This is a genomic window from Clavibacter sp. AC415, assembly GCF_979252985.1.
The window spans coordinates 85,260-108,743 of record NZ_CEEDAR010000004.1 but is presented as its reverse complement, the minus strand read 5'-3'; the positions used below and the strand labels follow the sequence as shown (position 1 = coordinate 108,743).

Sequence of the window (23,484 nt, the reverse complement as noted above, 5' to 3'; positions counted from 1 at the left end):
GCTGCCGGCCTCGTCGAACGGCTTGCCGATGTGTGCGACCATCGGGCGGGATGTCCGCGTCGAGCTCCCGGGTGGCGGGAGCTGCTCGGGCGCTGACCGGGGGTGGACGACGACGGGCGGCTCACCGTGGAGTCCGCCGGGGATCCGGCCGTCACGTCTGTCGCCGCCGGGGACGTGACGCATCTGCGGTATCAATGAGGCATGGCGCACACGGGTGACACGCAGCGGTACGCACCCGGGGAGGGCGGTCGAGCGCTGCCGTCTGTGGCGCGCTGGGCCAGGCGCAAGGCCGAGAAGGAGGAGCGCCGGCGCATCGCCGACGACGAGGCCGCCCGCCTGACGTCGTCGCACGACGTCGATCCGCGCCTCGGCCGGCCCGTCGCCCCGCCCGCCGCGCCGGCCCAGCAGGTGGTCGCCGCCGACCCGGAGCGCGTCCTCGTCCGCCTCCGGCCGCACGGTCGCGCCCTCACCCTCCCGGCTTCCTGCTCCTCGCCGATCTGCCTCGCCGCCGGCTACTTCGGCTCGTGGTTCCCGGAGCGGTGGGAGAACATGCTGCTGCTCGTCTCCCTCGCGGGCGTGGGCGTGTTCGTCACGGTCCTGCCGGTGCTCGTCTGGCTCAACCGCCGCTACACGGTCACCACCCGGCGGCTCGTCGTCTCGCACGGCTTCTTCGTGCGGACGCGCCAGGAGCTCCTGCACTCGCGCGGCTACGACGTGACGCTCCGTCGCGGACCGCTGCAGCACCTGCACCGCAGCGGCAACGTGACGATCAACGCCGGGCTCGAGGCCCCTCGTCGTCCTCTGCGCGACGTCCCCTCCGCCGGCTGTCGTGCAGGCCCTGCAGGACCTCATGGAGGAGAACGCCAACATGGTGGCCGAGCGGCGCCGCCAGGAGGAGTCGCGCCGCGGGCGCCCGGGGGACGTCGCGTGGCGGCAGCAGGACGACGTCCGGTCCGCGTGGCCGGACGACACCCAGCCCTGGCAGCGGTCCTGACCGGTCGCCGGCCGGTCCCTACCAGGTCCCCGGGCCCGCGCCCGTGGGGCGGACCCCGCGGCACGCGCGGCTAGGGAGCGGCGATGCGCTCCGGCTGCACGGCGCCCTGCGCGCGCGGGTCCGTCACGACGGAGGGGCCGGACGGCCGCGCGTCGAGGTCCGTCGCCGCGACCGCGTGGCGGCGTGCGGGGGAGTACACCCACTGCCGGTACAGCACGAAGCGCACCGCGGATCCGAGCCCCATGCCCATCACGTTGGCGGAGACGTTGTCCGCGAGCGGGACGTGAGGCCGAGCAGGTAGTGCGAGACGTAGAGGCAGCCGAGGCCGATGGCCATGCCGACCAGGTCGACGGCGAGGAACTCGAGCGCCTCCCGGCCGCGCCGCGCGGTGCGGTCGGCCCCGAACGTCCAGTACCGGTTGCCGACCCAGTTCACGGCGATCGCGACGACCGTGGAGGCGGCCTTCGCGAGGATCGGCTGCTCGACGGCGTCCGGATGGAAGACGGTCGCGCGGAGGAGGTTGAAGACCCCGAGGTCCACCAGGAAGCCCAGCCCGCCGACGAGGCCGAAGCGGGCGATCTGGACGCCGAGCGACGCGAGGGAGCGGCGGGGGGACATGGGCGGGGTCCGTCCTGGATGGGGAGGATGGCGGTGGCGAGACGGACGATGCTACCGGCTGGTTCCGGGCGGCGGCTGTCGCGCCGACGCCTCCAGGCGCCTTCGCGCCCACCCACCTTCGCAGAGGAGCACACCATGACGCCCATCGTCGGAGTCGTCGGCGGCGGCCAGCTCGCCCGGATGATGATCGCCCCCGCCGTGGAGCTCGGCATCGGGATCCGCGTGCTCGCCGAGGCCGACGGCATGTCCGCGGGCCTCGCCGCGACCGCCGTCGGCGACTACCGCGACCTCGACGCGGTCCGCGAGTTCGCACGCGGGGTCGACGTCATCACCTTCGACCACGAGCACGTGCCGCAGCACGTCCTGCGCGCCCTCGTCGCCGAGGGCGTCGCGGTGCACCCGGGGGCCGGACGCCCTGCTGGTCGCCCAGGACAAGCTCCTCATGCGCGAGCGGCTGGAGCAGCTGGGCGTGCCGGTGCCGGTGTGGGCGCGCGTCGCCGACCGCGCCGCGCTCGCCGCCTTCCTCGCCGACAACGGCGGGGTCGCGGTCGGCGAACACCCGCGCGGCGGGTACGACGGGAAGGGCGTGCGGTCGTGCGGTCGGCCGACGAGGCGGACGACTGGTTCGCCGCGCTCGGCGCCGGCGACGCCCTCCTCGCCGAGGAGCTCGTGGACTACGCCGGCGAGCTCGCCCAGTCCGTCGCCCGCCGGCCCTCCGGGGACATCGCCGCGTGGCCGGTCGTCGAGTCCATCCAGCGCGACGGCGTGTGCGCCGAGGTCATCGCGCCGGCGCACGGGGCGAGCCCCCGGCTCCGCGAGGCGGCCGAGGAGATGGCCCGCGGATCGCGGAGGGCCTCGGCGTCACCGGCGTCCTCGCCGTCGAGCTGTTCGAGACCGTCGACGGCCGCCTGCTCGTCAACGAGCTGGCCATGCGCCCGCACAACACCGGGCACTGGTCGATGGACGGGGCGGGCCACCGGACAGTTCGAGCAGCACCTGCGCGCCGTGCTCGACCTGCCGCTCGGCTCCCCGCGCCCGCTCGCGCCCTGGTCGGTCATGATCAACGTCCTGGCGGCCCGGAGGACGGCACCGTCGCGGACCGCTACCCGCGCGCGCTCTGGACCAGCCCGAGGCCCGCTTCCACTTCTACGGCAAGGAGCCCCGGCCCGGCCGCAAGGTCGGCCACGTGACCGTGGTCGGCGACGACCTCGACGATACTTGCGTACCGCGCCCGCGCGGCCGCCGCGTTCTTCCGGGGCTGACCCGCGACCGCACCGGCGTCCCTGGCGCGCACTCCCGCGGCGGCGGCTGCGTGGCGAGGCCGGGCACGCGGATCCGGCACCTAGCATGGAGCCCGTGAATCCCGACACCCCTGCACTCGTCGGCCTCGTCATGGGCTCCGACTCCGACTGGAACGTGATGGAGAAGGCGTCCGTCGCGCTCGACGCCCTCGGCATCGCGCACGAGGTCGAGGTCCTGTCCGCGCACCGCACGCCCGAGCGCATGATCGCCTACGGGCAGGCCGCGCGCGAGCGGGGGATCCGCGTCATCATCGCCGGCGCCGGCGGGGCCGCCCACCTGCCCGGGATGATCGCCTCGGTCACCACGCTGCCCGTCATCTCGGTCCCCTGTGCCGCTCGCGACCCTCGACGGCATGGACTCGCTGCTCTCGATCGTGCAGATGCCCGCGGGCGTCCCGGTCGCCACCGTCTCCATCGGCGGCGCGGAGAACGCGGGGCTCCTCGCCGCGCGGATCCTCTCGACGTCCGACGAGCGCATCGCCGACGCCCTCGCGCGCCACCGCGCCGAGCTCGCCGAGCTCGTCGAGCGCAAGAACGCCGCGCTGCAGCAGAAGGTCTCGTCGCGCGCGTGAGCCTGACGCAGCCCATCCGGCACCCGGACAGCCGGTCGCCGCGGATCATGACCACCCGGGCCTGGTGGCTCGTCGTCCTGAACGTCCTCATCCCCGGATCCGCTCAGGTCCTCGCGGGGAACCGCCGGCTCGGCCGGATCGGGCTGGCCTCGACGCTCGTCGTCTGGGGCCTCGCCGTCGTCGTCGGCGGGCTCGGGCTCTTCGCGCGCGGCGCGCTCATCCAGCTCGTCTCCGAGGAGTGGCTGCTCGTCGTGCTGCAGGTCGTCCTCGCGGCCTACGCGGTGCTCTGGGTCGTGCTGGCCCTCGACACCCTGCGGCTCGCCCGCATCATCCGGGTGGCGCCCCGGGCCCGGCCGGTCATCGCGGCGCTCTCCGTGCTCCTCATGGTGGGCACCGCGGGTTCCGCCGCCTACGCGGCGACGTCGTCGGCGTCGGCCGCGGCGCACTCGGCGGGATCTTCGGGATGACGCCAGCGAGGCGCCGGTGGACGGGCGGTACAACATCATGCTGCTCGGCGGCGACGCGGGCAGCGACCGCGCCGGCCTCCGCCCGGACAGCATCACGGTCGTCAGCATCGACGCCGACACCGGGCGCGCCACCATGGTCGGGCTCCCGCGGGACATGGAGGACGTGCCGTTCTCCGACGGCTCCCCGCTCGCGGCGCGCTACCCGGACGGGTACCGGCGCTGCGACGTGGACGCCTGCATGCTCAACTCCATCTACACGGAGGTGGAGGTCTACAAGCAGGACCTCTACCCGGACGCGGTGGAGCGCGGCAGCCTGCCCGGCATCGAGGCGATGCGCGAGGCCGTGCAGGGCGTCACCGGGCTGACGATCCAGTACTACGCGCTCATCGACATGCAGGGCTTCTCCGAGATGGTCGACGCGCTCGGCGGCATCGAGATCCACGTGCAGCGGCGCATCGGCATGGGCTCCGGGCACGACGAGCAGTTCTCAACCCGGTCCCGATCCCCGAGTGGATCGAGCCGGGGGAGGCAGCGGCTCGACGGCTACCACGCCCTCTGGTACGCGCGCTCCCGCTACCAGACCACGGACTACGACCGCATGGCGCGCCAGCGCGAGGTCCAGCAGGCGGTCGTCCAGCAGTTCGACCCCGCCAACGTGCTGACCAAGTTCGACGCGATCGCGGAGGCCGGCCAGCAGGTGGTCAAGACCGACATCCCGCGCGGCATGCTCGGCTACTTCACCCAGCTGGCGCTGAAGACGAAGGGCCAGCCCATCGACGACCTGGAGATCGTGCCGCCGCGGTTCGACTCGCAGGACCCGGACTTCCCGGCGATCCGCCAGGCGATCCAGGACCGGTTCGCCGAGGGCTCCGCGGGCTGACCCGCGCCGCGCCTACAGGTCGGCGTGCAGCTGCCAGACCTTCTCGGCGGCGTCGCGCCAGCTGAATGCGCGCGGGCGCGGTCCTGGCCGACGACGGCGAAGGGCGCTCGCGGGCGGCTGGGTCGGAGAGCAGGCCGCCGATGGCGTGGGCCAGGCGCTCGGGATACCCGTCGGGGTCGTCCCGGGGCACCACGACGCCGGCGTCGGCCGCGACCTCGAGCAGCGCGGGAACTGGACGTCCCCAGTGCACGACGGGCGCGCCGAACGACAGCGCCTCGACCACGGGCAGGCCGAAGCCCTCCGAGAGGCTGGGGTGCACGAAGACCGTGGCGCGGTCGAGGGCGACGGCGAGGTCGGCGTCCGAGAGGGATCCGAGGCTGCGGACGCGCGACGGGTCGACGCCCGCCTCGTCCGCCACCTGGGCGAGCTCGACGTCGCCCCACGTCGCGGGCCCGACGATGAGGAGGGGGAGGTCGCCCGTCTCCGGCCGCGCCAGCGCCTGCACGAGGGCCTGGACGCCCTTCCGCGGCTCGAGGCTCCCGACCGTGAGCAGGTAGTCGGCGGGGAGGTCGAGCTCCGCGGCGCGGGCGGCCGGGTCCTCGGGCAGCGCGATGCGCGGGCTGACGGCGCCGCCGATCACCCGCACCCGGTCGCCGAGGTCGACGTACCGCGCGAGCTCGTCGGCCAGCGCGTGCGACGGCACGACCACGGCGTCGGCGTGCTTGCGCGCCCGCTTCGCCATGGCCTTCGTCCCGGAGACGGAGGCGCTCGTCTATGCTCTCGGTGCGTCCACGCGTTGACGTCGTGGATGGTCGCGACGATCTGGTCGTGCGTGTTGACCCGGTCGTGGCGTCGGAGCGGCGCCAGGAGGCCCGGAGCGTGCACCATGCCCGTCGTCCCGGGCGTCGGCAGCCCGAGCTGCCATGCGCGGGAGAGCTCACGGCGGGGAGCGGCACGCGCGTGATGCGGGCGAGCCCCGGCAGCCGTGCCTCGAGGTCGGCCGTCTGCTCCGGCGTGATCGCGGAGACGACGCCCTCGACCTCGCAGCCGCTCGGCGTGGCGGCGACCACGGCGCTCGTCAGGTCCTCGGCGTAGCGGCCGATGCCGCCGGGCGCGGGGCCGGCTCAGCTGGTCGATGATCACGCGCAGCGTGGTGGTCACGGTCCTCCATCGCGCGGGTGTCGGGTCGGCCCGCGGGAGGACCATCGTACCGACGGCCGGCGCGGGCGGCAGGGAGGAGCGCCGGACGTCAGCCCTGGCGCATCCGCTCCACGGCCTCCTTCGAGGGGCCGTCGAAGCGCAGACCTTCCCCGACTGGTACTGAGGATCCCGCGCTCGCACAGGTCCGAGACCATGTCGAGGTCGTGGCTCACGACCACGAGGGTCTTGCCCTGGTCGTGCAGCTCGCGGATCTTCGCGAGGCACTTGCGCTGGAACGGCTCGTCGCCCACCGACAGGATCTCGTCCACCAGCAGGATGTCGACCTCGGTGTGGATGGCGACCGAGAACGCGAGCCGGAGGAACATGCCCGAGGAGTAGTGCTTGACCTCGGTGTCGATGAACTTCTCGATCTCGCTGAAGGCGACGATCTGGTCGAAGCGCGCATCGATCTCGGTGCCGCTCCATGCCGAGGATCGCCGCGTTCAGGTAGATGTTCTCCTCGGCGCCCGGACAGGTCGGGGTGGAAGCCCGCGCCCACCTCGATGAGGCCCTGACATGCGCCCGCGGGCGAGCACCTCGCCGCTGTCCGGCTGGTAGACGCCGGAGATGAGCTTCAGGCAGCGTGGACTCGCCGGATCCGTTGAACCCGAGCAGCTGTCGACCGGACCCGCCGGGACGCACGGAGAAGCTGACGTCCTCCAGTGCGTCGAACGTGGAGGCCAGGGGCTTGCGGCGGACGGCCGCGATGACGGTCTCCTTGATGGAGTGCGTGTGGCGAAGCAGGAACGACTTCCGCACGTTCTCCACGATGATGCGCGGGAGCGCGTCCGACTCAGAGGTCCTCGGCAAAGCGCCCCTCCAGCTTCTTGAAGACGAGCTGCCCGAGCAGGAGGCTCAGGAGCGAGACGCCGAGGGCGATGAAGCCGTACATCCAGAGGTTCGGCGGCAGCTCGCCCGTGCCGCCCGTTGTGGGATACCAGAAGGCCGCGTGGAAGAGCTCGACCGCGGCAGTGACGGGGTTCAGCTGGTAGACCACGAGCATCCAGTCGGGGAGCACTTCGGACCTGCCCGTACGGGTATAGGACCGGCGAGGCCCAGACCACGACCATGACGATGAGCTCCACGAAGTTCTGCGAGTCGCGGAACGACACGTTGGCGGCGCCGAACAGCATGCCGAGGCCGATGGCCAGGGTGCCGATGATGGCGATGCCCAGCAGGATCCCGAGGACCTGCACGGGCGTGGGCGCCCACCCGACGAAGAGGCAGACGACCAGCAGGATCACCAGCTGCGGCAGGAAGTTCACGAGCGCCACGAACGTGCTGGAGACCGGGAACAGCTCCCGCGGCAGGTAGATCTTCTTGATCAGCGCCCCGTTGTCGACGAGCGACTTCGTCGAGTTGGAGAACGCCTCCGTGTAGAAGTTGATGAGGATGATCCCGGAGAACAGGTAGACGGGGTAGTTGACCTGGTTGCGGTTGAGCTGCAGGAAGATGCCCATGGCCACGAAGAACACCGCGAACTGCGCCGCCGGCTTCACGTACGACCACAGCCATCCGAGCACCGAGCCGCGATACCGGACCTGCACCTCCTTGCGCACGAGCAGGGAGAGGAGGTAGCGGCGACGGTAGACGTCGAGGAGGCCCGCACCCGTGCCGGGCCTCGAGAACTCCCGCGCCTCGGAACTCGTCATGCTCGACACGTCGGTGGTGCCCTTCGGACTGCGTGGGGCCCGCGCGGGGCGCGGAGCGGGGACGGGGACGGCATCCGGGATCGGACCGGACACGAGTGTAGCCGTCAGGGTGCCCGGAGGACGCCGTGGGCCGCGGCGTCGGACAGCGCCTCCCGCCAGTCCCGCAGCGGGGCGAGCCCCACGCGCGCCCAGCCGTCGTGGCCGAGCACGGAGTACGCGGACGGGGCGCCGGCCGCACGAAGGACGCGCTGTCGGTGGGCCGCACGCGCTCGGGATCGAGTCCCGCCTCGGCGAAGACGGCACGCGCCAGGTCGTACCAGGTGGCGACGCCCGACGACGTCCCGTGGAAGACCCCCGCGGGCGCGCCGGCCTCGACGAGCTCGACGAGGCGCGCCGCGAGGTCGACCGTCCACGTCGGCTGCCCGCGCTGGTCGTCGACGACGGAGACCGTGTCGTGCGTCTGCGCGAGCCGCAGCATGGTGGACGGGAAGCTCGGGCCGCCCGCGCCGTACAGCCAGGCGGTGCGCACCACGCTCGCGCCCGCCGGGTGGCCCGCGAGCACGAGCCGCTCACCCTCGGCCTTGGTGCGCCCGTAGGCGGAGACGGGAGCGTGCGGGGCGTCCTCCGGGTACGGCGCGACGGCGGATCCGTCGAACACGTAGTCGGTGGACACGTGCACGATGCGGGCGCCCGCCCCGGCCGCGGCCCGTGCGAGGACGCCGGCGCCCGTCGCGTTGACGACGCGGGCCTCCTCCTCGTGCTCCTCGGCCGCGTCGACCGCGGTGTACGCCGCGAGGTTCACGACCACGTCGTGGCCGGCGACCGCGGCACGGACCGCGGCCTCGTCGGCGATGTCCAGCTCGGAGCGCGTGGGCGCGGTCACGTCGTGGCCGGCGAGGGCCGGCAGGAAGGTCCTGACCGAGCATCCCGCGGGCGCCGGTGACGAGGATCCGGCTCACGCGGGCAGCTCGGCGCGCTGCTTCAGCGGCTCCCACCAGGAGCGGTTGTCCCGGTACCACTGCACGACGTCGGCGAGGCCCTGCTCGAACGGCACCTGGGGCGCGTAGCCGAGCTCGCGCTGGATCTTGGAGATGTCGACGGAGTAGCGGAGGTCGTGGCCCTTGCGGTCCTCGACGCGGTCGACGTACGACCAGTCGCGGCCGGTGGCGTCGAGGAGGAGCTGCGTCAGCTCGCGGTTGGTGAGCTCGGTCCCGCCGCCGATGTTGTAGATCTCGCCGGGCGCGCCCTGCACGAGCACGAGCGCGATGCCGCGGCAGTGGTCGTCCACGTGCAGCCAGTCGCGGATGTTCAGGCCCTCGCCGTAGAGCGGGACGTGCCGGTCGTCGATGAGGTTCGTGACGAACAGCGGGATGACCTTCTCGGGGAAGTGGTACGGCCCGTAGTTGTTGGAGCAGCGCGTGATGGACACGTTCAGCCCGTGGGTGCGGTGGTACGAGCGGGCGAGCAGGTCGCTGCCGGCCTTCGACGCGGAGTAGGGGGAGTTGGGCTCGAGCGGCCGCTCCTCGTCCCACGAGCCCTCGGCGATGGACCCGTAGACCTCGTCGGTGGAGACGTGCACGAAGCGCTTCAGGTCGTGGCGGAGGGCGGCGTCCAGGAGCTTCTGCGTGCCGAGCACGTTCGTCTCGACGAAGATGCTGGCGTCGCGCACGGAGCGGTCGACGTGGCTCTCGGCGGCGAAGTGCACGACCGCGTCGACCTTCGGGATCCACTCGTCGAGCACGGCGTCGTCGCGGATGTCGCCGTGCACGAACGTGTACCGCGGCGAGTCGCTGACGGGGGCCAGGTTCTCGAGGTTGCCGGAGTAGGTGAGCGCGTCGAGCACGATCACGTCGGCGCCCTCCAGCCCGGCGTAGTGGTCCTGGAGCGCGTGGCGCACGAAGTTGGAGCCGATGAAGCCGGCGCCGCCGGTCACGAGGATCCTCATGGGGATACGTCCTGTCGTCGAGACGCCGGGCGGGTGGGCCGACGTCGGGGAGAGTCCGCGTTGTTCGGGGGCGGATCGCCTGCGAGTGTACCGGCGGCGGCCGCGCGGGCCACGTCCCCGTGCGGGAGGGCGGTCGGGCGCGGCATGATCGCTGCATGGCCGACTCCCGCATCCGCGCGCTCCTCCGCGACGAGCGCGTGGCGTTCCTGCTCGTCGGCGCCTTCAACACCGCATTCTCCTTCCTCCTGTTCGCCGGCCTCGCGGCGACCGCCGGACGCGCGCTCGACGCCGCCGGCCTGCCGGTGCTCGGCTCGCTGGTCCCCCTGGCGGGCAGCTACGCCGTGGCCGTCCTCGTGGCGTTCGTGCTCTACCGCCGGCTCGTCTTCCGCGTCCGCGGCCACGTCCTCCGCGACCTCGCCCGGTTCGCCTCGGTGTACGTCGTGTCGATCTCCCTGAACGCGGTCTCGCTCCCGCTGCTCGTCGCCGCCGGGGTGCCGCGGCTCCTGGCGCAGGCGGTCATCGTGGCGGTCATCACGGTCATCAGCTACGTCGGCCACCGCTGGTTCTCCTTCCGCCGCCCGCGCGAGGACCGCGCGCCGGGCCGCTGAGAGGCCCGTTGTGAGACTCCGACCCGTGCAGATCCGCGAACTCGCCGTACCCGACGCGTACGAGCTCACCCCCGTCCAGCGCACCGACGACCGGGGCGTGTTCCTCGAGTGGTACCGGTTCGACGAGATCCAGGAGGCGGTCGGCCACCCGCTCGACCTCCGCCAGGCGAACATGAGCGTGTCGAGGCGGGGCGTCGTCCGCGGCGTCCACTTCGCCGACGTCCCGCGCGGCCAGGCCAAGCACGTGAAGGCCGTCTCCGGCGCCGTGCTCGACTTCATCGTGGACATCCGCGTGGGCTCGCCGACCTTCGGCCAGTGGGACAGCGCGCGCCTCGACACCGAGACCCACAAGGCGGTCTACATCTCCGAGGGCCTCGGCCACTGCTTCGTCGCGCTGACCGACGACGCCGCCGTCACGTACCTCGTGAGCGACGTCTACAACCCGGCGGCCGAGCACGGCATCACGCCGCTCGACCCCGACCTCGAGCTCCGCTTCCCCGAGGAGGCCGGCGAGGCGCTGCTCTCCCCGAAGGACCTCGAGGCGCCCACCCTCGCCGAGGCGGCAGCCGCCGGGCTCCTCCCCGCCTGGTCGGACATGCGTGCCTTCCGCCAGACTCCCAGAAGGTGAGCTGATCCCGTGAAGGGCATCATCCTGGCCGGCGGTTCCGGCACGCGGTTGTGGCCGATCACGAAGGGCATCAGCAAGCAGCTGATGCCGATCTACGACAAGCCGATGATCTACTACCCCCTGTCGACGCTGATGATGGCGGACATCCGCGAGGTGCTCATCATCACGACGCCCGAGTACGACGACCAGTTCCGAGCGCTGCTGGGCGACGGCTCGCACCTCGGCATGCGCATCGAGTACGCCGTGCAGCCCTCGCCCGACGGCCTGGCGCAGGCGTTCGTCATCGGCGAGGAGTTCATCGGGGACGACTCGGTGGCGCTGGTGCTCGGCGACAACATCTTCCACGGCGCGGGCCTCGGCACGAGCCTGCGCAAGAACACCGAGATCGACGGCGCGCTGATCTTCGCGTACCACGTGGCCGACCCGACGGCCTACGGCGTCGTGGAGTTCGACGACGACTTCACGGCCGTCTCCATCGAGGAGAAGCCGGCGAAGCCGAAGAGCGCCTACGCGGTGCCCGGCCTCTACTTCTTCGACAACGACGTGGTCGAGATCGCGAAGTCCATCGAGCCGAGCGAGCGCGGCGAGCTCGAGATCACGACCGTCAATGACCACTACCTCCAGGCGGGACGCCTGCGCGTGCAGGTGCTCGACCGCGGCACAGCCTGGCTCGACACCGGCACGTTCGAGAGCATGATGCAGGCCTCCGAGTACGTGAAGGTCATCGAGGACCGCCAGGGCTTCAAGATCGGCTGCATCGAGGAGATCGCGTACCGCGCCGGCTGGATCGACCGCGACGCGCTCGAGGCGCTCGCACGTCCGCTCATCAAGAGCGGGTACGGGCGGTACCTGGTCACGCTGCTGGAGCAGTAGCGGCGCAGGAAGCCGACGGGGTCGCCGGGCCGGCGCAGACCCCGGATCAGCTTCCCGTCGACCGCGACATGCGACGCCCGCGATAGAGGTACACGAGGCGGCGCGACAGCGCCTTCGCCCGGGCCATCAGATCGCCGAGCCGCACATCCGAGCGAGAGACGACGCCGGGATGCGCGTCGAGCGCCCGGCGGTGGAAGCCGGCCGCCGCGCTGGCCTGCTCACCGGCAAGCCGTGCGCTTCCACTGGGAGTCGGAGATGCGGAAGCCCGCGAGGGCCTTCGGGCCGACCGAGGCGAAGTCGCCGCGGAGCAGCACCTTCGCGTACGTGGTCTCGTCGATGAGGTACGGCCAGCGGGAGTCCCACCAGCCGACGGCCTCGAGGTCGGCGCGGCGCATGCGGACGCAGCCGGGCTCGCCGAACATGTTGGTGCCGGAGCGGATGGTCCGGCGCACCGCGGCGGCGCCGGACATGGCGATGCGCGCCCCGGAGACGCCGTGGTCGCGGACCACCGGTCGGCTGTCCGCGTCGACGATGTCGCGCGGCGAGGCGACGAGCACCACCGAGGCCGTGAGGCGTCGATCTCGGCGACCTGGCGTTCGAGGATGGTCGGGTAGAGGAGGTCATCGCCGCACACGAGCTTGATCAGCTCGCCGCGGGCCCTCCTGGCTCACGCGGTTCCAGTTGCGGAGGGCCCCTCCTCCCGCCTCGGTCGTGAGCAGCCGGAAGCGCGGGGTCGTCCGCGTAGCGGGCCATGACGCCTGCCCGTGCCGTCGGTCGACGAGTGGTCGGCGATCGCCACCTCGAAGTCCGTGTAGGTCTGCGCGAGGACGGACGCGATCAGTCTCCTCGAGGTAGTCGGCGTTGTTGTACGCGGGGATGACGATGGACGCGCGGGGTGTCGGACACGGGGGCTCCGGATCTGATTGGGGGCTGGCGCCCGCGCCCCGCTTCGGCCTCCCGGAGGGGAGCGCGGGTCGCGGCGGAGGGAGACGGGACCATCGTCTCACGCCGCCCGTGCGGGGCTCCGGCTCCGGCGCCGTGAGCGAGTGCGCGTCCCGGCTCGGCGGCGGCGGCAGCGTATACCCTGAGGGAGGCTTCCGGGCGCCCAGGGCGGGATCGTCCGCCGGCGCAGGGTCCCGGCGCTCCGTCGGACCGCAGTCGCCGGTCGGAGCCGGCGTCAACGTGTGGAGGTACCAGCTGAACGTGTCGAAGAGAGCCGTGTGGCCCCTGGTGGTCGTGGTCGGCGTCCTGGTGGGCGCCGTCATCCCCCTGCTCGTGGATCCCGGCTACTACTTCGTGGACGACAGCCAGTCGGGCTTGTTCGGCCAGTGGTACGAGATCGGCAACCGCGTGCTCGCCGGCGAGTGGGCCCTCGTCGTGCCCCAGGTCTGGCAGTCCGGCAACTACCTCGCCGAGGGTGCATGGGGTCTGTTCAGCCCGGCGCTGTGGCTCATCGGAGTGGGTTCCCACCAGCTGCCCGACGCCGTGGTCTACGTGACCCTCGTCAAGCTGGTCTTCCTCGTCGTGGCCGGGCTCGGTGCGCAGCTTCTCGCCCGCACCTTCGGCATACCGCGGTCGTGGGCCGCCGTCACCGGCATCGCCGCGCCGCTCGCCGGCTTCACCCTGTACATGGACGCGCCGTCCTGGGCGAACGGCCTCATGGCGTACTGCCTCTGGCCCCTCGCCTGGGCCCTCGCCCGGCGCACGGCGCTCCTCGGCCGGTCGGCCGTCCCCGCGGTGATCGTCGGGGCCACGCTCATCGGGTTCAGCTATGCCGCGGCGACGATCTTCCTCGGGCTCGTCCTCGGGTCCACCCTGTTCGAGGCGTGGCGGTTGAAGAGGCCCGGCATGGTCCTCCGGGCGTTCTGGCTGTCGGTCGCGCTGGGGTCGTTCGCCGTGATCGTGCACCTGCCCGGCCTCCTCACCGCACCCGTGACGGGACGGACCGACGGCATCATCAACACCGGCCTCCTGACCGTGAACCTCAGCGGCCTGTTCACCTCGAGCACCCCGGTGGGGAGCCCGCAGATCTACATCTTCGACCGCTACTTCCCGCTCGTCCCCATGCTGTACATCGCCTGGTTCCTGCCGCTCCTCGCATTCGTCGACTGGTCCCGGCTCGTTCGCCTGCTCCGCTCGAGGTCGCGTCGCGGGATCCTCGTGGTGCTGGTGGCCGCGACCATCGGTGTCCTCCTGCCCAGCGACTTCGCGGTGTTCCGCTTCCCGGTGCGGATGATGCCGTACCTGACGCTGGCGGTGCTCCTCATCACGGCGCTCGCGCTCGGCCGGGCGCGCGTCGCGCGCGTGACGCGCCGCCGTGTCCTGTTCGCGGTGGGCTTCGTCGTGGCGAGCTCCGCCTTGACCGACAGCCAGACGCCCGCCTATTGGAAGGTCATCGTCCTGGCGGCCGTCGCCTCGATCGCCGGGGTCCTCCTGGCCGCGCTCGTCATCCAGCGGCGGCGTGCGGTGGCTCCGGACACCGTGACGCCCGTGGCGGGGGACGCGGTCACCCGGATGCTCGCCGTGCTGGCCATCGCCGGCACGCTGCTGTTCCTCGTCCCTCAGCATCTCGCGCATCCCAGCTCGCCGCTGCGGAACTACGACGTCCCCGCGGACGTCGCGGACTACCAGCGGCAGCTGACGGGAGCCGAGGGTGACGTGCTCGTCGTGGGGACCGTCGCGGACGACGCAGCCGAACGCCGTCAGTGGGCCGACACCCTCGTCGCGAACCTCTGGTACGTCAATCCCGCCCAGGTGCAGAACGCCTACTCCTCCGTCTACTTCCCCGCCTACCAGGACACCCTGTGCATGGCGTACAACGGGTACACCTGCTACCAGCTGTTCTCCCGTCTCTTCACGATCGAGCCGCAGACCGGCGAGCGGTACGTCGACCTGCTCTCCGTGAGCTCGATCCAGCTCATCAAGGAGTCCTTCCCGACCGACGCCGGCTGGTCCCGGGTGCCGGACGGCTGGCACGTGGCGTCCGACACGGCGCTGACCCGTCTCCTCGTCCGCGATGAGCCGCTGCCGACGGCGGGCGGCGTGGTGTGGCAGTCCGACGGAACCCGCGTCACGGAGGTCGACAGGGACGACTCCGGAGTCCGATTCCGCGTGGACGAGGTGCCGGCGGACGGTGGCTCCGTCGCGCTCAGCCGCATCCCCTGGCCCGGCTACAGCGCGTCGGAGGGCGAGGTGCAAGCGGAGCCCGTCGCCGGGTTCCTCACCCGCGTTGACCTCGACGGCGCGAGCCCCGGGGACGTCGTGGACGTGACCTTCCGAAGCCCCGGATGGCAGGTCCAGTCCCTCGCCGGGATCCTCGTGCTCCTCGGCCTGGGCGTGATCGAGGTGCACCGCTTCCGTGCACGGCACCGTCGACGTGCCGTGACGTCCTCGCCGGCGGCCGAGGTGCGCGCGTGACGCGCCGCGAGCCACGCGTCGTCGTGGTCGTCGTCGCCTACGACCGTCGTGAGCTGGTGACGGAGACGCTCGCTGCTCTGGAACGGCAGACCCGGCAGCCCGACGCGGTCGTCGTCATCGACAACGCCTCGACCGACGGATCGCCGGACGCCGTCGCCTCCCTGTTCCCGGCCGTCCACCTGACGCGGCTCATGCGCAACACCGGTGGCGCAGGCGGCTTCGCCGTCGGGATCGAACGCGCCCTCCACGCCCACGACGCCGACGTCGTGTGGCTCATGGACGACGACACCGTCCCGGACCCTGGCGCGCTCGCCGCCCTGTTGCGCGCACGGGCGGCGGCGCCGGCCCGGACCGCGGTCCTCGCGTCCGCGGTGCGCTGGGTGGACGGTCGACCCCACCCCATGAACACCCCCCGCGCGCGGCCCTCCTCGCGGCGCCGAGAACGCGAGCGCGCCGCCGAGCACGGGTGCACGCCAGTGCGTTCGGCCTCGTTCGTGTCCTTCATGATCGAGGGCGACGCCGTCCGCCGACACGGCCTCCCCGTCGCCGACTACTTCCTCTGGAACGACGACTTCGAGTACAGCACGCGCGTGCTCCGCGAGGGTCGCGGGTACCTCGTGCGGGACAGCACGGTGGAGCACCGGACCCGCACGTTCGGGTCGACGGACGTCGATCCGGGGGCGCGGTTCTACTTCGAGGTGCGCAACAAGGTGTGGCTGCTCACCCGCAGCCGTGCGCTGTCGCCCCTCGAGCGGATCCTCTACGCCGGTGCCGCCACCCGCTCCTGGACACGGACCTTCCGACGCTCGTCGGCCCGTGCCGTGCTCGCCGACGGCTTGCGCCGGGGGCTGGCTGACGGCCTCGCCCGCGGCCCACGGGCCTCCGCCGTCGTGCTGTCCGGCCTCGGCCCGATCACCGACGGCGTGAAGCGACTGGAGCGGGGCGCCGGGCGGGCGTGACCGCGCGGTCGGGGCGCGGGCCTGCCGCCCCGGACGTGGTTCTCACACCTCCGGGCGCAGCGGATCGACGGCCACCGTCTTCTGATGCGGTCGCGCACCGTGGTGGGTGTCGATCAGGTAGAGCGGACGGTTCTGCACCTCGTCGTAGACGCGCCCGAGGTAGCTCCCGAGCACGCTCAGCATGATGATCTGGACACCGCCCACGAAGAGGATGGCGATGACCGTGAACGTCCAGCCCGGCACCGTGTTCTCGGGAGCGACGAGGCGGCTGATCAGCACGTAGACGACCAGGAGCGCGCTGATCGCGGAGACGATCCAGCCCACGAGCTGGATGAGCTTGAGCGGGAACGTGGAGAAGCCGAGGATGCCGTCGGCGGCGAACTTGAGCATCTTCCGCAGCGGATAGCCGGTCTCGCCGGCGTGACGCTCGTCGCGGTCGAACTGGACGCTCGTCTGCCGGAACCCGACGTACGACACCATCCCGCGCAGGAAGCGGTTGCGCTCGGGGAAGCGGCGGATCGCGTCGATGACCTTGCGGTCGATGAGCCGGAAGTCACCCGTGTTCCGCGGGATCTCGATCTCGGCGACCAGCTGGAGGACCCGGTAGAAGACGTCGGCCGTCACCTTCTTGAAGAAGGTGTCCTTGCGTGTCCGGCGCTGCGCGTAGACGACGTTGTAGCCCTCGCGCCAGGTGCGGATGAGTTCCACGGCGACGCGCGGGGGATCCTGCAGGTCCGTGTCCATGATGACCGCTGCGTCCCCGCGGGCGTGGTCGAGGCCAGCCGTGACGGCGATCTGATGACCGAAGTTGCGGGAGAAGTCGATGACCTGGACGCGGTCGTCCTCGGCGGCGATGGCCAGGAGCTTCTGCAGCGTGTCGTCCCGGGAGCCGTCGTTGACGTAGATGAGCTCCATGTCGACGTCCAGGTCGGCCTCCTCGACCGTGTCGACGAGGGTGCGGTAGAAGAGGTCGACGCTGCCCGCCTCGTTGTACGAGGGGAGGACGAAGCTGACGAGCGGGCGGGCGGGCGTGGGAGTCACGGTCGGTTCAATCCTCGGTTCTCGGTCTCGGTCCCGGGTCGCGGGAGGCGTCGGTCGGGCCGTGGACGAGCTTATCGACCGGCCCCGAGTCATCCGGCGATGCGGTACAGGACGGCGCGGTCGCCCGTCGCATCGTCGTAGACGACCCCGTCGGTCTCGACGAGGCCGGGATCGGATGCCGGGTCGGCCCCGGCCGTGCACGCGGAGTCCGCCACGAGCCACGTCACCCCCGCCTGCCGTGCAGCCTCGACGTCGATGCGGCCCTCCGCGGCGGATGCGCGCACGCGGTCGACCGCCTCGCGGTCCGCCGGCCATGCCATCCCGAGGTTGTAGTGGGCGATGGCGCGACCTGCGTCGACCTTGACGATCTGCGGGTCGAGGCACGGTCCGACCGCGATGAGCCCGTCGGCCGCGCCCGCGGTGACGTCGGCTACCGCTCGGTCCACGGGGACGGCGAACGTGATCTGACGCAGGTCCCGGCCTGCGCCGAAGAAGCGCACCCAGTCGATCGCGCTCGTGACGCCCACGGCGACGATGAGCAGCGCGCAGACGGAGACGACCGTGCGGCTCCTTCGGGCGTCCCGGGATCGCGCGACCGCCGGGGTGCGGGCGTCGGGGCGGACGCCGACGTCACCGCGAGGGGCGAGGGTGCGCACGGCCACGTCGAGCAGCACCGGCACGATCGTCACGGCGATGAGCAGGAACGAGTCGATCCACAGACGGTACGGCTCCTGGTTCGCCTTCCAGAGGTCGTTGGTCGACGTGATCGCCCAGGTGAGCATCGCGCCGCCGGCGTAGGCGGTCCACACCGTGCGGCGGGCGCGGATGCCCGCGACGAGGATGACGACGAGCGGCACGATGAGCGCGGCCCCGGCGAGGGGACCGAGGGGCAGGTCCACGCCCAGGTCCTTGCTCGACGCGACGCGGTAGGAGAGGAACGGATCGTCGGCCGCCGCGGCGAGCGCGGTCGCGATGAGCTGGGGGAGCGTCGCGGCGAGCGCGGCGCCCATGGGCACCAGGGCACGGCCGCGGGTGCGCCCGATGGTGGCCAGCAGCCCCGGCACGGTGGGGAGGAGCCCGACCACGAACGCGGGCAGCGGCCCGACGGCGGACGCGACGACGACCGCGAGCGCGAGCGAGGCCGGCACCATCACGGCGGACAGCACGAGGAGGCGGCGACGGGGGCGCTCCAGAACGGCGTACGCCGCGACGACGTAGGACGCGAGGAACACGGTTGCCAGGAACGAGTAGACGTGCACGTTGAGCAGCCCGCCCAGGACGACGGCGACCGCCGTCATCGCGATCAGGCGGGCGCGGCGCGACGAGCCGCGGAGGAAGGGCACGAGCGCCCCGAGGAACGCGATGCCGGCGACGGAGAGCGCGGCAGCCTCGCCGTTGAGGGTGAACAGCACGCCGAACGGTCCCCACAGCACCGCGTGGGAGCTCATCTGCCAGTACCACGCGCCCGGCCCCTGCGTCCACGCGAAGGTCCCGACGAGCAGCGGCGCGAAGCCGAGGACGCCGGTCCAGGCGCGACCCGTCACGCGGATGCAAGCGATCCCGATGGCGGCGACGAGGGCCGCCTGCAGCGCGGTGCCCACGACGTTCCACGCCTCGACGGGTCCGAGGCCCGTGACGTGCCCGACGGCGCCGAGCACAAGGTAGTAGAGGTGCGGGTAGGTGTTGCGCCCGGTCTCGGTGAACGGCTCGACGGACGCGAAGTCGCCACGGGCGAAGTTGACGACCATGGAGAGGTACGACAGCTGGTCGTAGACGAAGTAGTCGCGGAACGTGCGGACGACGTCGCCCGTCCGATGCACGAGCATCCCGACCTGGGTGAGGAGGAAGAGGAGGACCGCGACCGCTACGGCGGCCGTCGACGTCAACGGCCCCGGAGGCCTCCGCGCATCGATCCGGGGCGGGGAGGCGGGGGAGGGCACGGGCGCTGATGCTATCAGCCGGGCATCGGGCCCCCGTGGGCTCCTCGCATGGCGTGGGAACGCCTCCGTCGGTTCCCCGTCGCGCCCCGGGTACACTGGGCCGCTCGACGCCCGCGGCCCACGCGGCCGGGCCCGTCGATCCAACGGACGTGAGGCTGCGCAGGCAGCAGAGGGGACGCGCATGCCCACCGAGGCCTTCTCGCTCCTCCTCCCCGTGTACCGCGGCGATCGTCCCGAGTTCCTCCGCCGTGCGTTCCGCAGCAGCGTGGACGACCAGACGCTGCGGCCGGACGAGGTCGTCGTCGTCCGAGACGGGCCGGTGTCCGCGGAGCTCGCGCGCACGATGGCGGAGCTGCGCCGACGCCTCGCCCGTCCCCGTCGTGACCGTCGAGCTCGCCCGCAACATGGGCCTCGCCTACGCCCTGGAGCGCGGGCTCGAGGCGTGCGCGCACGACGTGGTCGCACGGATGGACGCGGACGACATCAGCCTCCCGGAGCGCTTCGCGCGCCAGCTGGAGCTCATCTCCAGCGGCCTCGACCTCGTCGGCACGGGGATGTACGAGTTCGCGGACGAGGTCGGCACCATCGCGGGCCGGCGCACCCCTCCGGTCGGAGCCGACGCGATCTCCCGCTACGCGCGCTTCCACGACCCGTTCAACCACCCGACGGTGGTGTACCGCCGCGCCGCGGTGCAGCGCGCGGGCAGGTACTCCCCATCGGGCTCATGGAGGACTACTACCTCTTCGCCCGCATGATCCAGTCCGGTGCCCGGGTGGACAACCTGCCGGACCCCCTCGTCATGTACCGCGTCAGCGCCGGGGCGTACGCCCGGCGCGGCGGCGTCGCGCAGCTGCGCGCGGAGCTGCTCCTGCAGCGAGGAGTTCCGCCGCCGCCGGTTCACGTCCCTCGCGCAGGCGCTCCGCAACGTGGCCGTCCGCGGCAGCTACCGCCTGATCCCGGAGGCCGTGCGGCGCGGCCTGTACCGCCGGCTCATCACGCGCGACCGGACCGCCTCGCGGGCCCGCGGCTGAACCCCCGTTACCCTTGACCAGTCCCCTCGAGCGCCCGACGGGCGCCACCCAGCAAAGGAATGTGCCATGAGCCCTGATCTCGTAGTGGTCGGATCCGGTTTCTTCGGACTCACGATCGCGGAGCGCGTCGCCGAGGAGCTGGGCCTCAAGGTCCTCGTCATCGACCGTCGCGACCACATCGGCGGCAACGCGTACAGCGAGAAGGACCCGGAGACGGGGATCGAGGTGCACCGCTACGGCGCCCACCTCTTCCACACCTCCAACGAGACCGTGTGGGAGTACGTCAACCGCTTCACGGAGTTCACGCCCTACGTGCACCGCGTGTACACGGAGCACCGCGGCGAGGTGTTCCCCCTGCCGATCAACCTGGGCACCATCAACCAGTTCTTCCGCTCGGCGCACGGGCCGCAGGCCGCGCGCGACCTCATCGCGGAGCAGGCCGCCGAGCTCGACGCCGGGGAGGCCCGGAACCTCGAGGAGAAGGGCGTCTCCCTCATCGGGCGTCCGCTCTACGAGGCGTTCATCCGCGACTACACCGCCAAGCAGTGGCAGACGGATCCCACGGACCTGCCCGCCGAGGTCATCAGCCGCCTCCCCGTGCGCTACACGTACGACAACCGCTACTTCAACGACACGCACGAGGGCCTGCCCGTCGAGGGCTACACCGCCTGGCTCGAGCGCATGGCGGACCACCCGAACATCGAGGTGCGCCTCGAGACCGACTTCTTCGACGAGACGCAGGAGGTCAACCGGGCCTCGGTCGTGGGCCGGGTCCCCGTCGTCTACACGGGCGCCATCGACCGGTACTTCGGCTACTCGGAGGGCGCGCTGTCGTGGCGCACGCTCGACTTCGAGCGCGAGGTGCTCCCGGTCGGCGACTTCCAGGGCACGCCCGTCATGAACTACGCCGACTCCGACGTGCCGTACACGCGCATCCACGAGTTCCGCCACTTCCACCCCGAGCGGGAGGCGCCGGCCGACAAGACGGTGATCATGCGCGAGTACTCGCGCTTCGCCGAGGGCGACGACGAGCCGTACTACCCGGTCAACACCGCGGCCGACCGCGAGGGGCTGCTCAAGTACCGCGAGCTCGCCAAGCAGGAGGAGGGCGTCTTCTTCGGCGGCCGCCTCGGCACGTACCAGTACCTCGACATGCACATGGCCATCGGCGCGGCCCTCTCGATGTACGAGAACAAGCTGAAGCCCGTCCTCGCGAAGGACGCCTCCTGATGGCCGCCGACCTCGCGGGCGCACCCGCCGGGCTCGACCTGATCCAGCGCGTCATCCTGCCGTCCGAGCACGACCCGGACATCGTCCCGCTCTACGTGGACGCGGACTACTGGACGAGCATCCCCGTCGCGCCGGAGAAGCGCCGCCGGTCCTCGCTCCGCGTGGTCGAGCCGGACGCGAGCACCGCCGTCGTCCGTCTCAGCGACATGGGCATCATCAGCGCCATCACGGGCGACCGGGGCTTCCAGGTGCCCCACCGCCGCAAGGTGTCCTTCGGCACGTACTTCAACGCCTTCCCCGCCTCCTACTGGCGGGCGAGCACGACGCTCGACGGCGTCGTCCTCGAGGTCGAGACCAGCGGCGAGGGCCAGGTCATCGTCTACCGCTCGAACGCCCGCGGCGTGATCCAGAAGGTCGACGGCGCCGCCGTCTCCGGTCCCACCACCTCGCGCTTCGAGCTCCCCTTCACCTACTTCGCCGATGGCGGCTGGTACTGGTTCGACCTCATGGGCGAGGAGGCGGACTTCGCGCTCGTCGAGGCCGGCTGGTACGCCCCCGCGGGGACGGAGCCGACCGCGGGTGCCGCCGGGTCCGTCAGCATCGCGATCACGACCCTCAACCGGGCCGAGTACTGCGTGAAGCTCCTCACCGACATCGGCGGCAAGCCCGACGTGGCCGCGCTCCTCGACCACGTCTACGTCACCGACCAGGGCACCCAGAAGGTCGCCGACCAGCCCGCGTTCCCGCGGGCGCAGGAGCTCCTCGGCGAGAAGCTCCGCGTCATCGACCAGGCGAACCTCGGCGGCTCCGGCGGGTTCTCGCGGGGCATGTACGAGACCCTCAAGGAGGGCGCGAGCGACTACGTCCTCGTCATGGACGACGACATCACGCTCGAGCCCGAGAGCATCCGACGCGCGGTCAAGTTCGCGGACTACGCCCGGACGCCCACCATCGTCGGCGGCCACATGTTCGACATGTACGACAAGAGCAAGCTCCACGCGTACGCCGAGGGCTTCGACATGCACAACTTCATGTGGGGCCCGGTCACGCCGACGCGCCACGACTTCAGCGCCTCGAACCTCCGCCAGACGCGCTGGATGCACCGCCGCGTCGACGCCGAGTACAACGGGTGGTGGATGTGCCTCATCCCCGTCTCCACCATCAAGCGGATCGGCCTCTCGCTGCCGGTCTTCATCAAGTGGGACGACGCCGAGTACGCGCTCCGGGCACGGGAGGTCGGCGTGCCGACCGTCACGCTGCCGGGCGCGGCCGTGTGGCACGTCTCGTGGGTCGACAAGGACGACTCGCAGGACTGGCAGGCGTTCTTCCACGCGCGCAACCGGCTCATCGCGGCGCTGCTGCACTCGCCCTACGAGCGCGGCGGGCGCTTCCTCACGGCGAACCTCGCCACCGACGTCCGGCACCTCGTCTCCATGCAGTACTTCGCGCTGGCCGCCCGGCACGAGGCGTACCGGAACATCCTCCGGGGGCCCCGCGGCCTGCACCAGGACATGGTGACCCGGCTCGCCCGCACCCGCGAGCTCGCGCAGGGCTTCTCGGACGGCGTGCCGATCCGGGATCGCGCGTCCCTCCCCGAGATCGTCGCCGCCGAAAAGCCCCAGCGTCGGCGTGGAGGCGGAGCGCCCGCCGGGCTCGCGCGCATGGTGTGGCTGGCCCGGACGGTCGCCCGTCACGCGCTCTCGCCGATCAGCCCGGCGGCGAGCCGCGGCCCGGAGGCGCACCTGTCCTTCGAGGACGCCCGCTGGTGGGTGGTCCCGTCGTTCGACAGCGTGCTGGTCTCCAACGCCGAGGGCTCCGCCGCGCTCCTGCACCGTCGCGACCCCGCGATGTTCCGCCGCATGCTGTGGACGAGCATCGTCCTCCGGTGGCGCATCCTCGCGCGCTGGCCTCAGCTGAAGGCGGCGTACCGCGCGGCGCTGCCCACCGTCACGAGCCCCGAGGCCTGGGCGCGCACCTTCGGCGTCGACCAGCCGCCGGCAGGCCGCCGGGCGCGCTAGTCGTCGCCGGCGATCCGCCGCAGACCATCGAGGGAGGCGCCCTCTCGCCGCATCGCGGCGGGAGGGCGCCTCGTCGACATGTGAGAATCACAGGACTGCACGGGGACGCA

At 72.0% G+C, this 23,484-nt stretch carries 17 protein-coding genes and 7 pseudogenes; 14 read left to right on the top strand and 10 right to left on the bottom strand.

Annotated features, from left to right (window positions below; all coding sequences use genetic code 11):
• Positions 1–201 precede the first annotated feature (201 nt).
• On the top strand, positions 202–1,068 hold the full coding sequence (locus ACZ411_RS01395; RefSeq protein ID WP_464167951.1) for a PH domain-containing protein: 867 nt from the start codon (positions 202–204) through the stop codon (positions 1,066–1,068).
• Here ACZ411_RS01395 and ACZ411_RS01390 read toward each other — a convergent pair.
• Positions 1,065–1,238 (bottom strand): hypothetical protein, encoded by a 174-nt coding sequence (locus ACZ411_RS01390; RefSeq protein WP_464167949.1) that lies wholly within the window; start codon positions 1,236–1,238, stop codon positions 1,065–1,067. The two genes, ACZ411_RS01395 and ACZ411_RS01390, sit on opposite strands and share 4 nt — an antisense overlap.
• Before the next feature lie 5 nt (positions 1,239–1,243).
• Positions 1,244–1,612 carry a GtrA family protein gene (locus ACZ411_RS01385; protein WP_464167947.1) on the bottom strand — a complete coding sequence of 123 codons (369 nt, stop codon included), beginning with the start codon at positions 1,610–1,612 and terminating at the stop codon, positions 1,244–1,246.
• Between the two features lie 135 nt (positions 1,613–1,747).
• On the opposite strand from ACZ411_RS01385, the pseudogene ACZ411_RS01380 reads away from it, so the two are divergent.
• From ACZ411_RS01380 to ACZ411_RS01365, 4 genes and pseudogenes are all read left to right on the top strand, one after another.
• Positions 1,748–2,874: pseudogene (locus ACZ411_RS01380) on the top strand (5-(carboxyamino)imidazole ribonucleotide synthase).
• An 85-nt stretch (positions 2,875–2,959) separates the two neighbouring features.
• A pseudogene (purE, locus tag ACZ411_RS01375) lies at positions 2,960–3,485 on the top strand (5-(carboxyamino)imidazole ribonucleotide mutase).
• Positions 3,482–3,952 (top strand): hypothetical protein, encoded by a 471-nt coding sequence (locus ACZ411_RS01370; protein WP_464167945.1) that lies wholly within the window; start codon positions 3,482–3,484, stop codon positions 3,950–3,952. The pseudogene purE and the gene ACZ411_RS01370 overlap by 4 nt, the downstream one beginning before the upstream one ends.
• Positions 3,953–3,989: 37 nt before the next feature.
• A pseudogene (locus tag ACZ411_RS01365) lies at positions 3,990–4,532 on the top strand (LCP family protein); the annotation flags it as partial.
• A gap of 157 nt (positions 4,533–4,689) precedes the next feature.
• Here the strand turns inward: ACZ411_RS01365 and ACZ411_RS01360 are convergent.
• Positions 4,690–5,574, bottom strand: coding sequence for a glycosyltransferase family 4 protein (locus ACZ411_RS01360; protein ID WP_464167943.1), 885 nt, complete (start codon positions 5,572–5,574; stop codon positions 4,690–4,692).
• Between the two features lie 86 nt (positions 5,575–5,660).
• On the opposite strand from ACZ411_RS01360, the gene ACZ411_RS01355 reads away from it, so the two are divergent.
• On the top strand, positions 5,661–5,927 hold the full coding sequence (locus ACZ411_RS01355) for a hypothetical protein (protein ID WP_464167941.1): 267 nt from the start codon (positions 5,661–5,663) through the stop codon (positions 5,925–5,927).
• A gap of 154 nt (positions 5,928–6,081) precedes the next feature.
• Here ACZ411_RS01355 and ACZ411_RS01350 read toward each other — a convergent pair.
• The 4 genes and pseudogenes from ACZ411_RS01350 to rfbB form a co-directional block, all read right to left on the bottom strand.
• Positions 6,082–6,800 (bottom strand): annotated as a pseudogene (locus ACZ411_RS01350) (ABC transporter ATP-binding protein).
• A 25-nt stretch (positions 6,801–6,825) separates the two neighbouring features.
• Positions 6,826–7,693: pseudogene (locus ACZ411_RS01345) on the bottom strand (ABC transporter permease).
• A gap of 95 nt (positions 7,694–7,788) precedes the next feature.
• Positions 7,789–8,643, bottom strand: a pseudogene (gene rfbD, locus ACZ411_RS01340) (dTDP-4-dehydrorhamnose reductase).
• Positions 8,640–9,629, bottom strand: a complete 990-nt coding sequence (rfbB, locus tag ACZ411_RS01335; RefSeq protein WP_094115369.1) for a dTDP-glucose 4,6-dehydratase — start codon at positions 9,627–9,629, stop codon at positions 8,640–8,642. Before rfbB ends, rfbD begins: the two are co-directional and overlap by 4 nt.
• A gap of 155 nt (positions 9,630–9,784) precedes the next feature.
• Here rfbB and ACZ411_RS01330 point away from each other — a divergent pair, with 155 nt between their 5' ends.
• From ACZ411_RS01330 to rfbA, 3 genes are read left to right on the top strand one after another with little or no spacing between them, the layout of a single operon-like run.
• Positions 9,785–10,237: a GtrA family protein gene (locus tag ACZ411_RS01330; RefSeq protein ID WP_094115370.1), complete on the top strand. Its 453-nt coding sequence runs from the start codon at positions 9,785–9,787 to the stop codon at positions 10,235–10,237.
• 25 nt (positions 10,238–10,262) lie between these two features.
• Positions 10,263–10,865, top strand: coding sequence for a dTDP-4-dehydrorhamnose 3,5-epimerase family protein (locus tag ACZ411_RS01325; RefSeq protein ID WP_464167938.1), 603 nt, complete (start codon positions 10,263–10,265; stop codon positions 10,863–10,865).
• Between the two features lie 9 nt (positions 10,866–10,874).
• Positions 10,875–11,738, top strand: coding sequence for a glucose-1-phosphate thymidylyltransferase RfbA (rfbA, locus tag ACZ411_RS01320; RefSeq protein ID WP_464167936.1), 864 nt, complete (start codon positions 10,875–10,877; stop codon positions 11,736–11,738).
• A gap of 218 nt (positions 11,739–11,956) precedes the next feature.
• Here the strand turns inward: rfbA and ACZ411_RS01315 are convergent, their stop codons facing one another.
• Positions 11,957–12,298 (bottom strand): hypothetical protein, encoded by a 342-nt coding sequence (locus tag ACZ411_RS01315; protein WP_464167934.1) that lies wholly within the window; start codon positions 12,296–12,298, stop codon positions 11,957–11,959.
• A 643-nt stretch (positions 12,299–12,941) separates the two neighbouring features.
• Between ACZ411_RS01315 and ACZ411_RS01310 the strand changes: the two genes are divergently transcribed.
• Both ACZ411_RS01310 and ACZ411_RS01305 read left to right on the top strand, forming a co-directional pair.
• The gene (locus ACZ411_RS01310) at positions 12,942–15,155 is read left to right on the top strand and encodes a hypothetical protein (RefSeq protein ID WP_464167932.1); all 2,214 of its coding nucleotides are present in this window, start codon (positions 12,942–12,944) and stop codon (positions 15,153–15,155) included.
• Positions 15,152–16,114, top strand: a complete 963-nt coding sequence (locus tag ACZ411_RS01305; RefSeq protein ID WP_464167930.1) for a glycosyltransferase — start codon at positions 15,152–15,154, stop codon at positions 16,112–16,114. The genes ACZ411_RS01310 and ACZ411_RS01305 overlap by 4 nt, the downstream gene beginning before the upstream one ends.
• 42 nt (positions 16,115–16,156) lie before the next feature.
• Here the strand turns inward: ACZ411_RS01305 and ACZ411_RS01300 are convergent, their stop codons facing one another.
• Together ACZ411_RS01300 and ACZ411_RS01295 are read right to left on the bottom strand one after the other, a co-directional pair.
• On the bottom strand, positions 16,157–17,155 hold the full coding sequence (locus ACZ411_RS01300; RefSeq protein ID WP_464167928.1) for a glycosyltransferase family 2 protein: 999 nt from the start codon (positions 17,153–17,155) through the stop codon (positions 16,157–16,159).
• Between the two features lie 89 nt (positions 17,156–17,244).
• Positions 17,245–19,095, bottom strand: a complete 1,851-nt coding sequence (locus tag ACZ411_RS01295) for a hypothetical protein (RefSeq protein ID WP_464167926.1) — start codon at positions 19,093–19,095, stop codon at positions 17,245–17,247.
• A 181-nt stretch (positions 19,096–19,276) separates the two neighbouring features.
• On the opposite strand from ACZ411_RS01295, the pseudogene ACZ411_RS01290 reads away from it, so the two are divergent.
• The 3 genes and pseudogenes from ACZ411_RS01290 (at position 19,277) to ACZ411_RS01280 (ending at position 23,374) form a co-directional block, all read left to right on the top strand.
• Positions 19,277–20,126: pseudogene (locus ACZ411_RS01290) on the top strand (glycosyltransferase).
• A gap of 66 nt (positions 20,127–20,192) precedes the next feature.
• Entirely contained in the window at positions 20,193–21,356 is a 1,164-nt protein-coding gene (gene glf, locus ACZ411_RS01285; protein ID WP_094115377.1) for a UDP-galactopyranose mutase, read from the top strand.
• Entirely contained in the window at positions 21,356–23,374 is a 2,019-nt protein-coding gene (locus ACZ411_RS01280) for a glycosyltransferase (RefSeq protein ID WP_094115378.1), read from the top strand. The genes glf and ACZ411_RS01280 overlap by 1 nt, the downstream gene beginning before the upstream one ends.
• The last annotated feature ends 110 nt before the right edge of the window (positions 23,375–23,484 follow it).

What these genes read in the sequence shown, in the direction of transcription:
- ACZ411_RS01395 (WP_464167951.1), top strand. Translation starts at nt 202, where the DNA reads ATGGCGCACACGGGTGACACGCAGCGGTACGCACCCGGGGAGGGCGGT.
- ACZ411_RS01390 (WP_464167949.1), bottom strand. Translation starts at nt 1,238, where the DNA reads ATGGGGCTCGGATCCGCGGTGCGCTTCGTGCTGTACCGGCAGTGGGTG.
- ACZ411_RS01385 (WP_464167947.1), bottom strand. Translation starts at nt 1,612, where the DNA reads ATGTCCCCCCGCCGCTCCCTCGCGTCGCTCGGCGTCCAGATCGCCCGC.
- ACZ411_RS01360 (WP_464167943.1), bottom strand. Translation starts at nt 5,574, where the DNA reads ATGGCGAAGCGGGCGCGCAAGCACGCCGACGCCGTGGTCGTGCCGTCG.
- rfbB (WP_094115369.1), bottom strand. Translation starts at nt 9,629, where the DNA reads ATGAGGATCCTCGTGACCGGCGGCGCCGGCTTCATCGGCTCCAACTTC.
- ACZ411_RS01330 (WP_094115370.1), top strand. Translation starts at nt 9,785, where the DNA reads ATGGCCGACTCCCGCATCCGCGCGCTCCTCCGCGACGAGCGCGTGGCG.
- glf (WP_094115377.1), top strand. Translation starts at nt 20,193, where the DNA reads ATGAGCCCTGATCTCGTAGTGGTCGGATCCGGTTTCTTCGGACTCACG.
- ACZ411_RS01280 (WP_094115378.1), top strand. Translation starts at nt 21,356, where the DNA reads ATGGCCGCCGACCTCGCGGGCGCACCCGCCGGGCTCGACCTGATCCAG.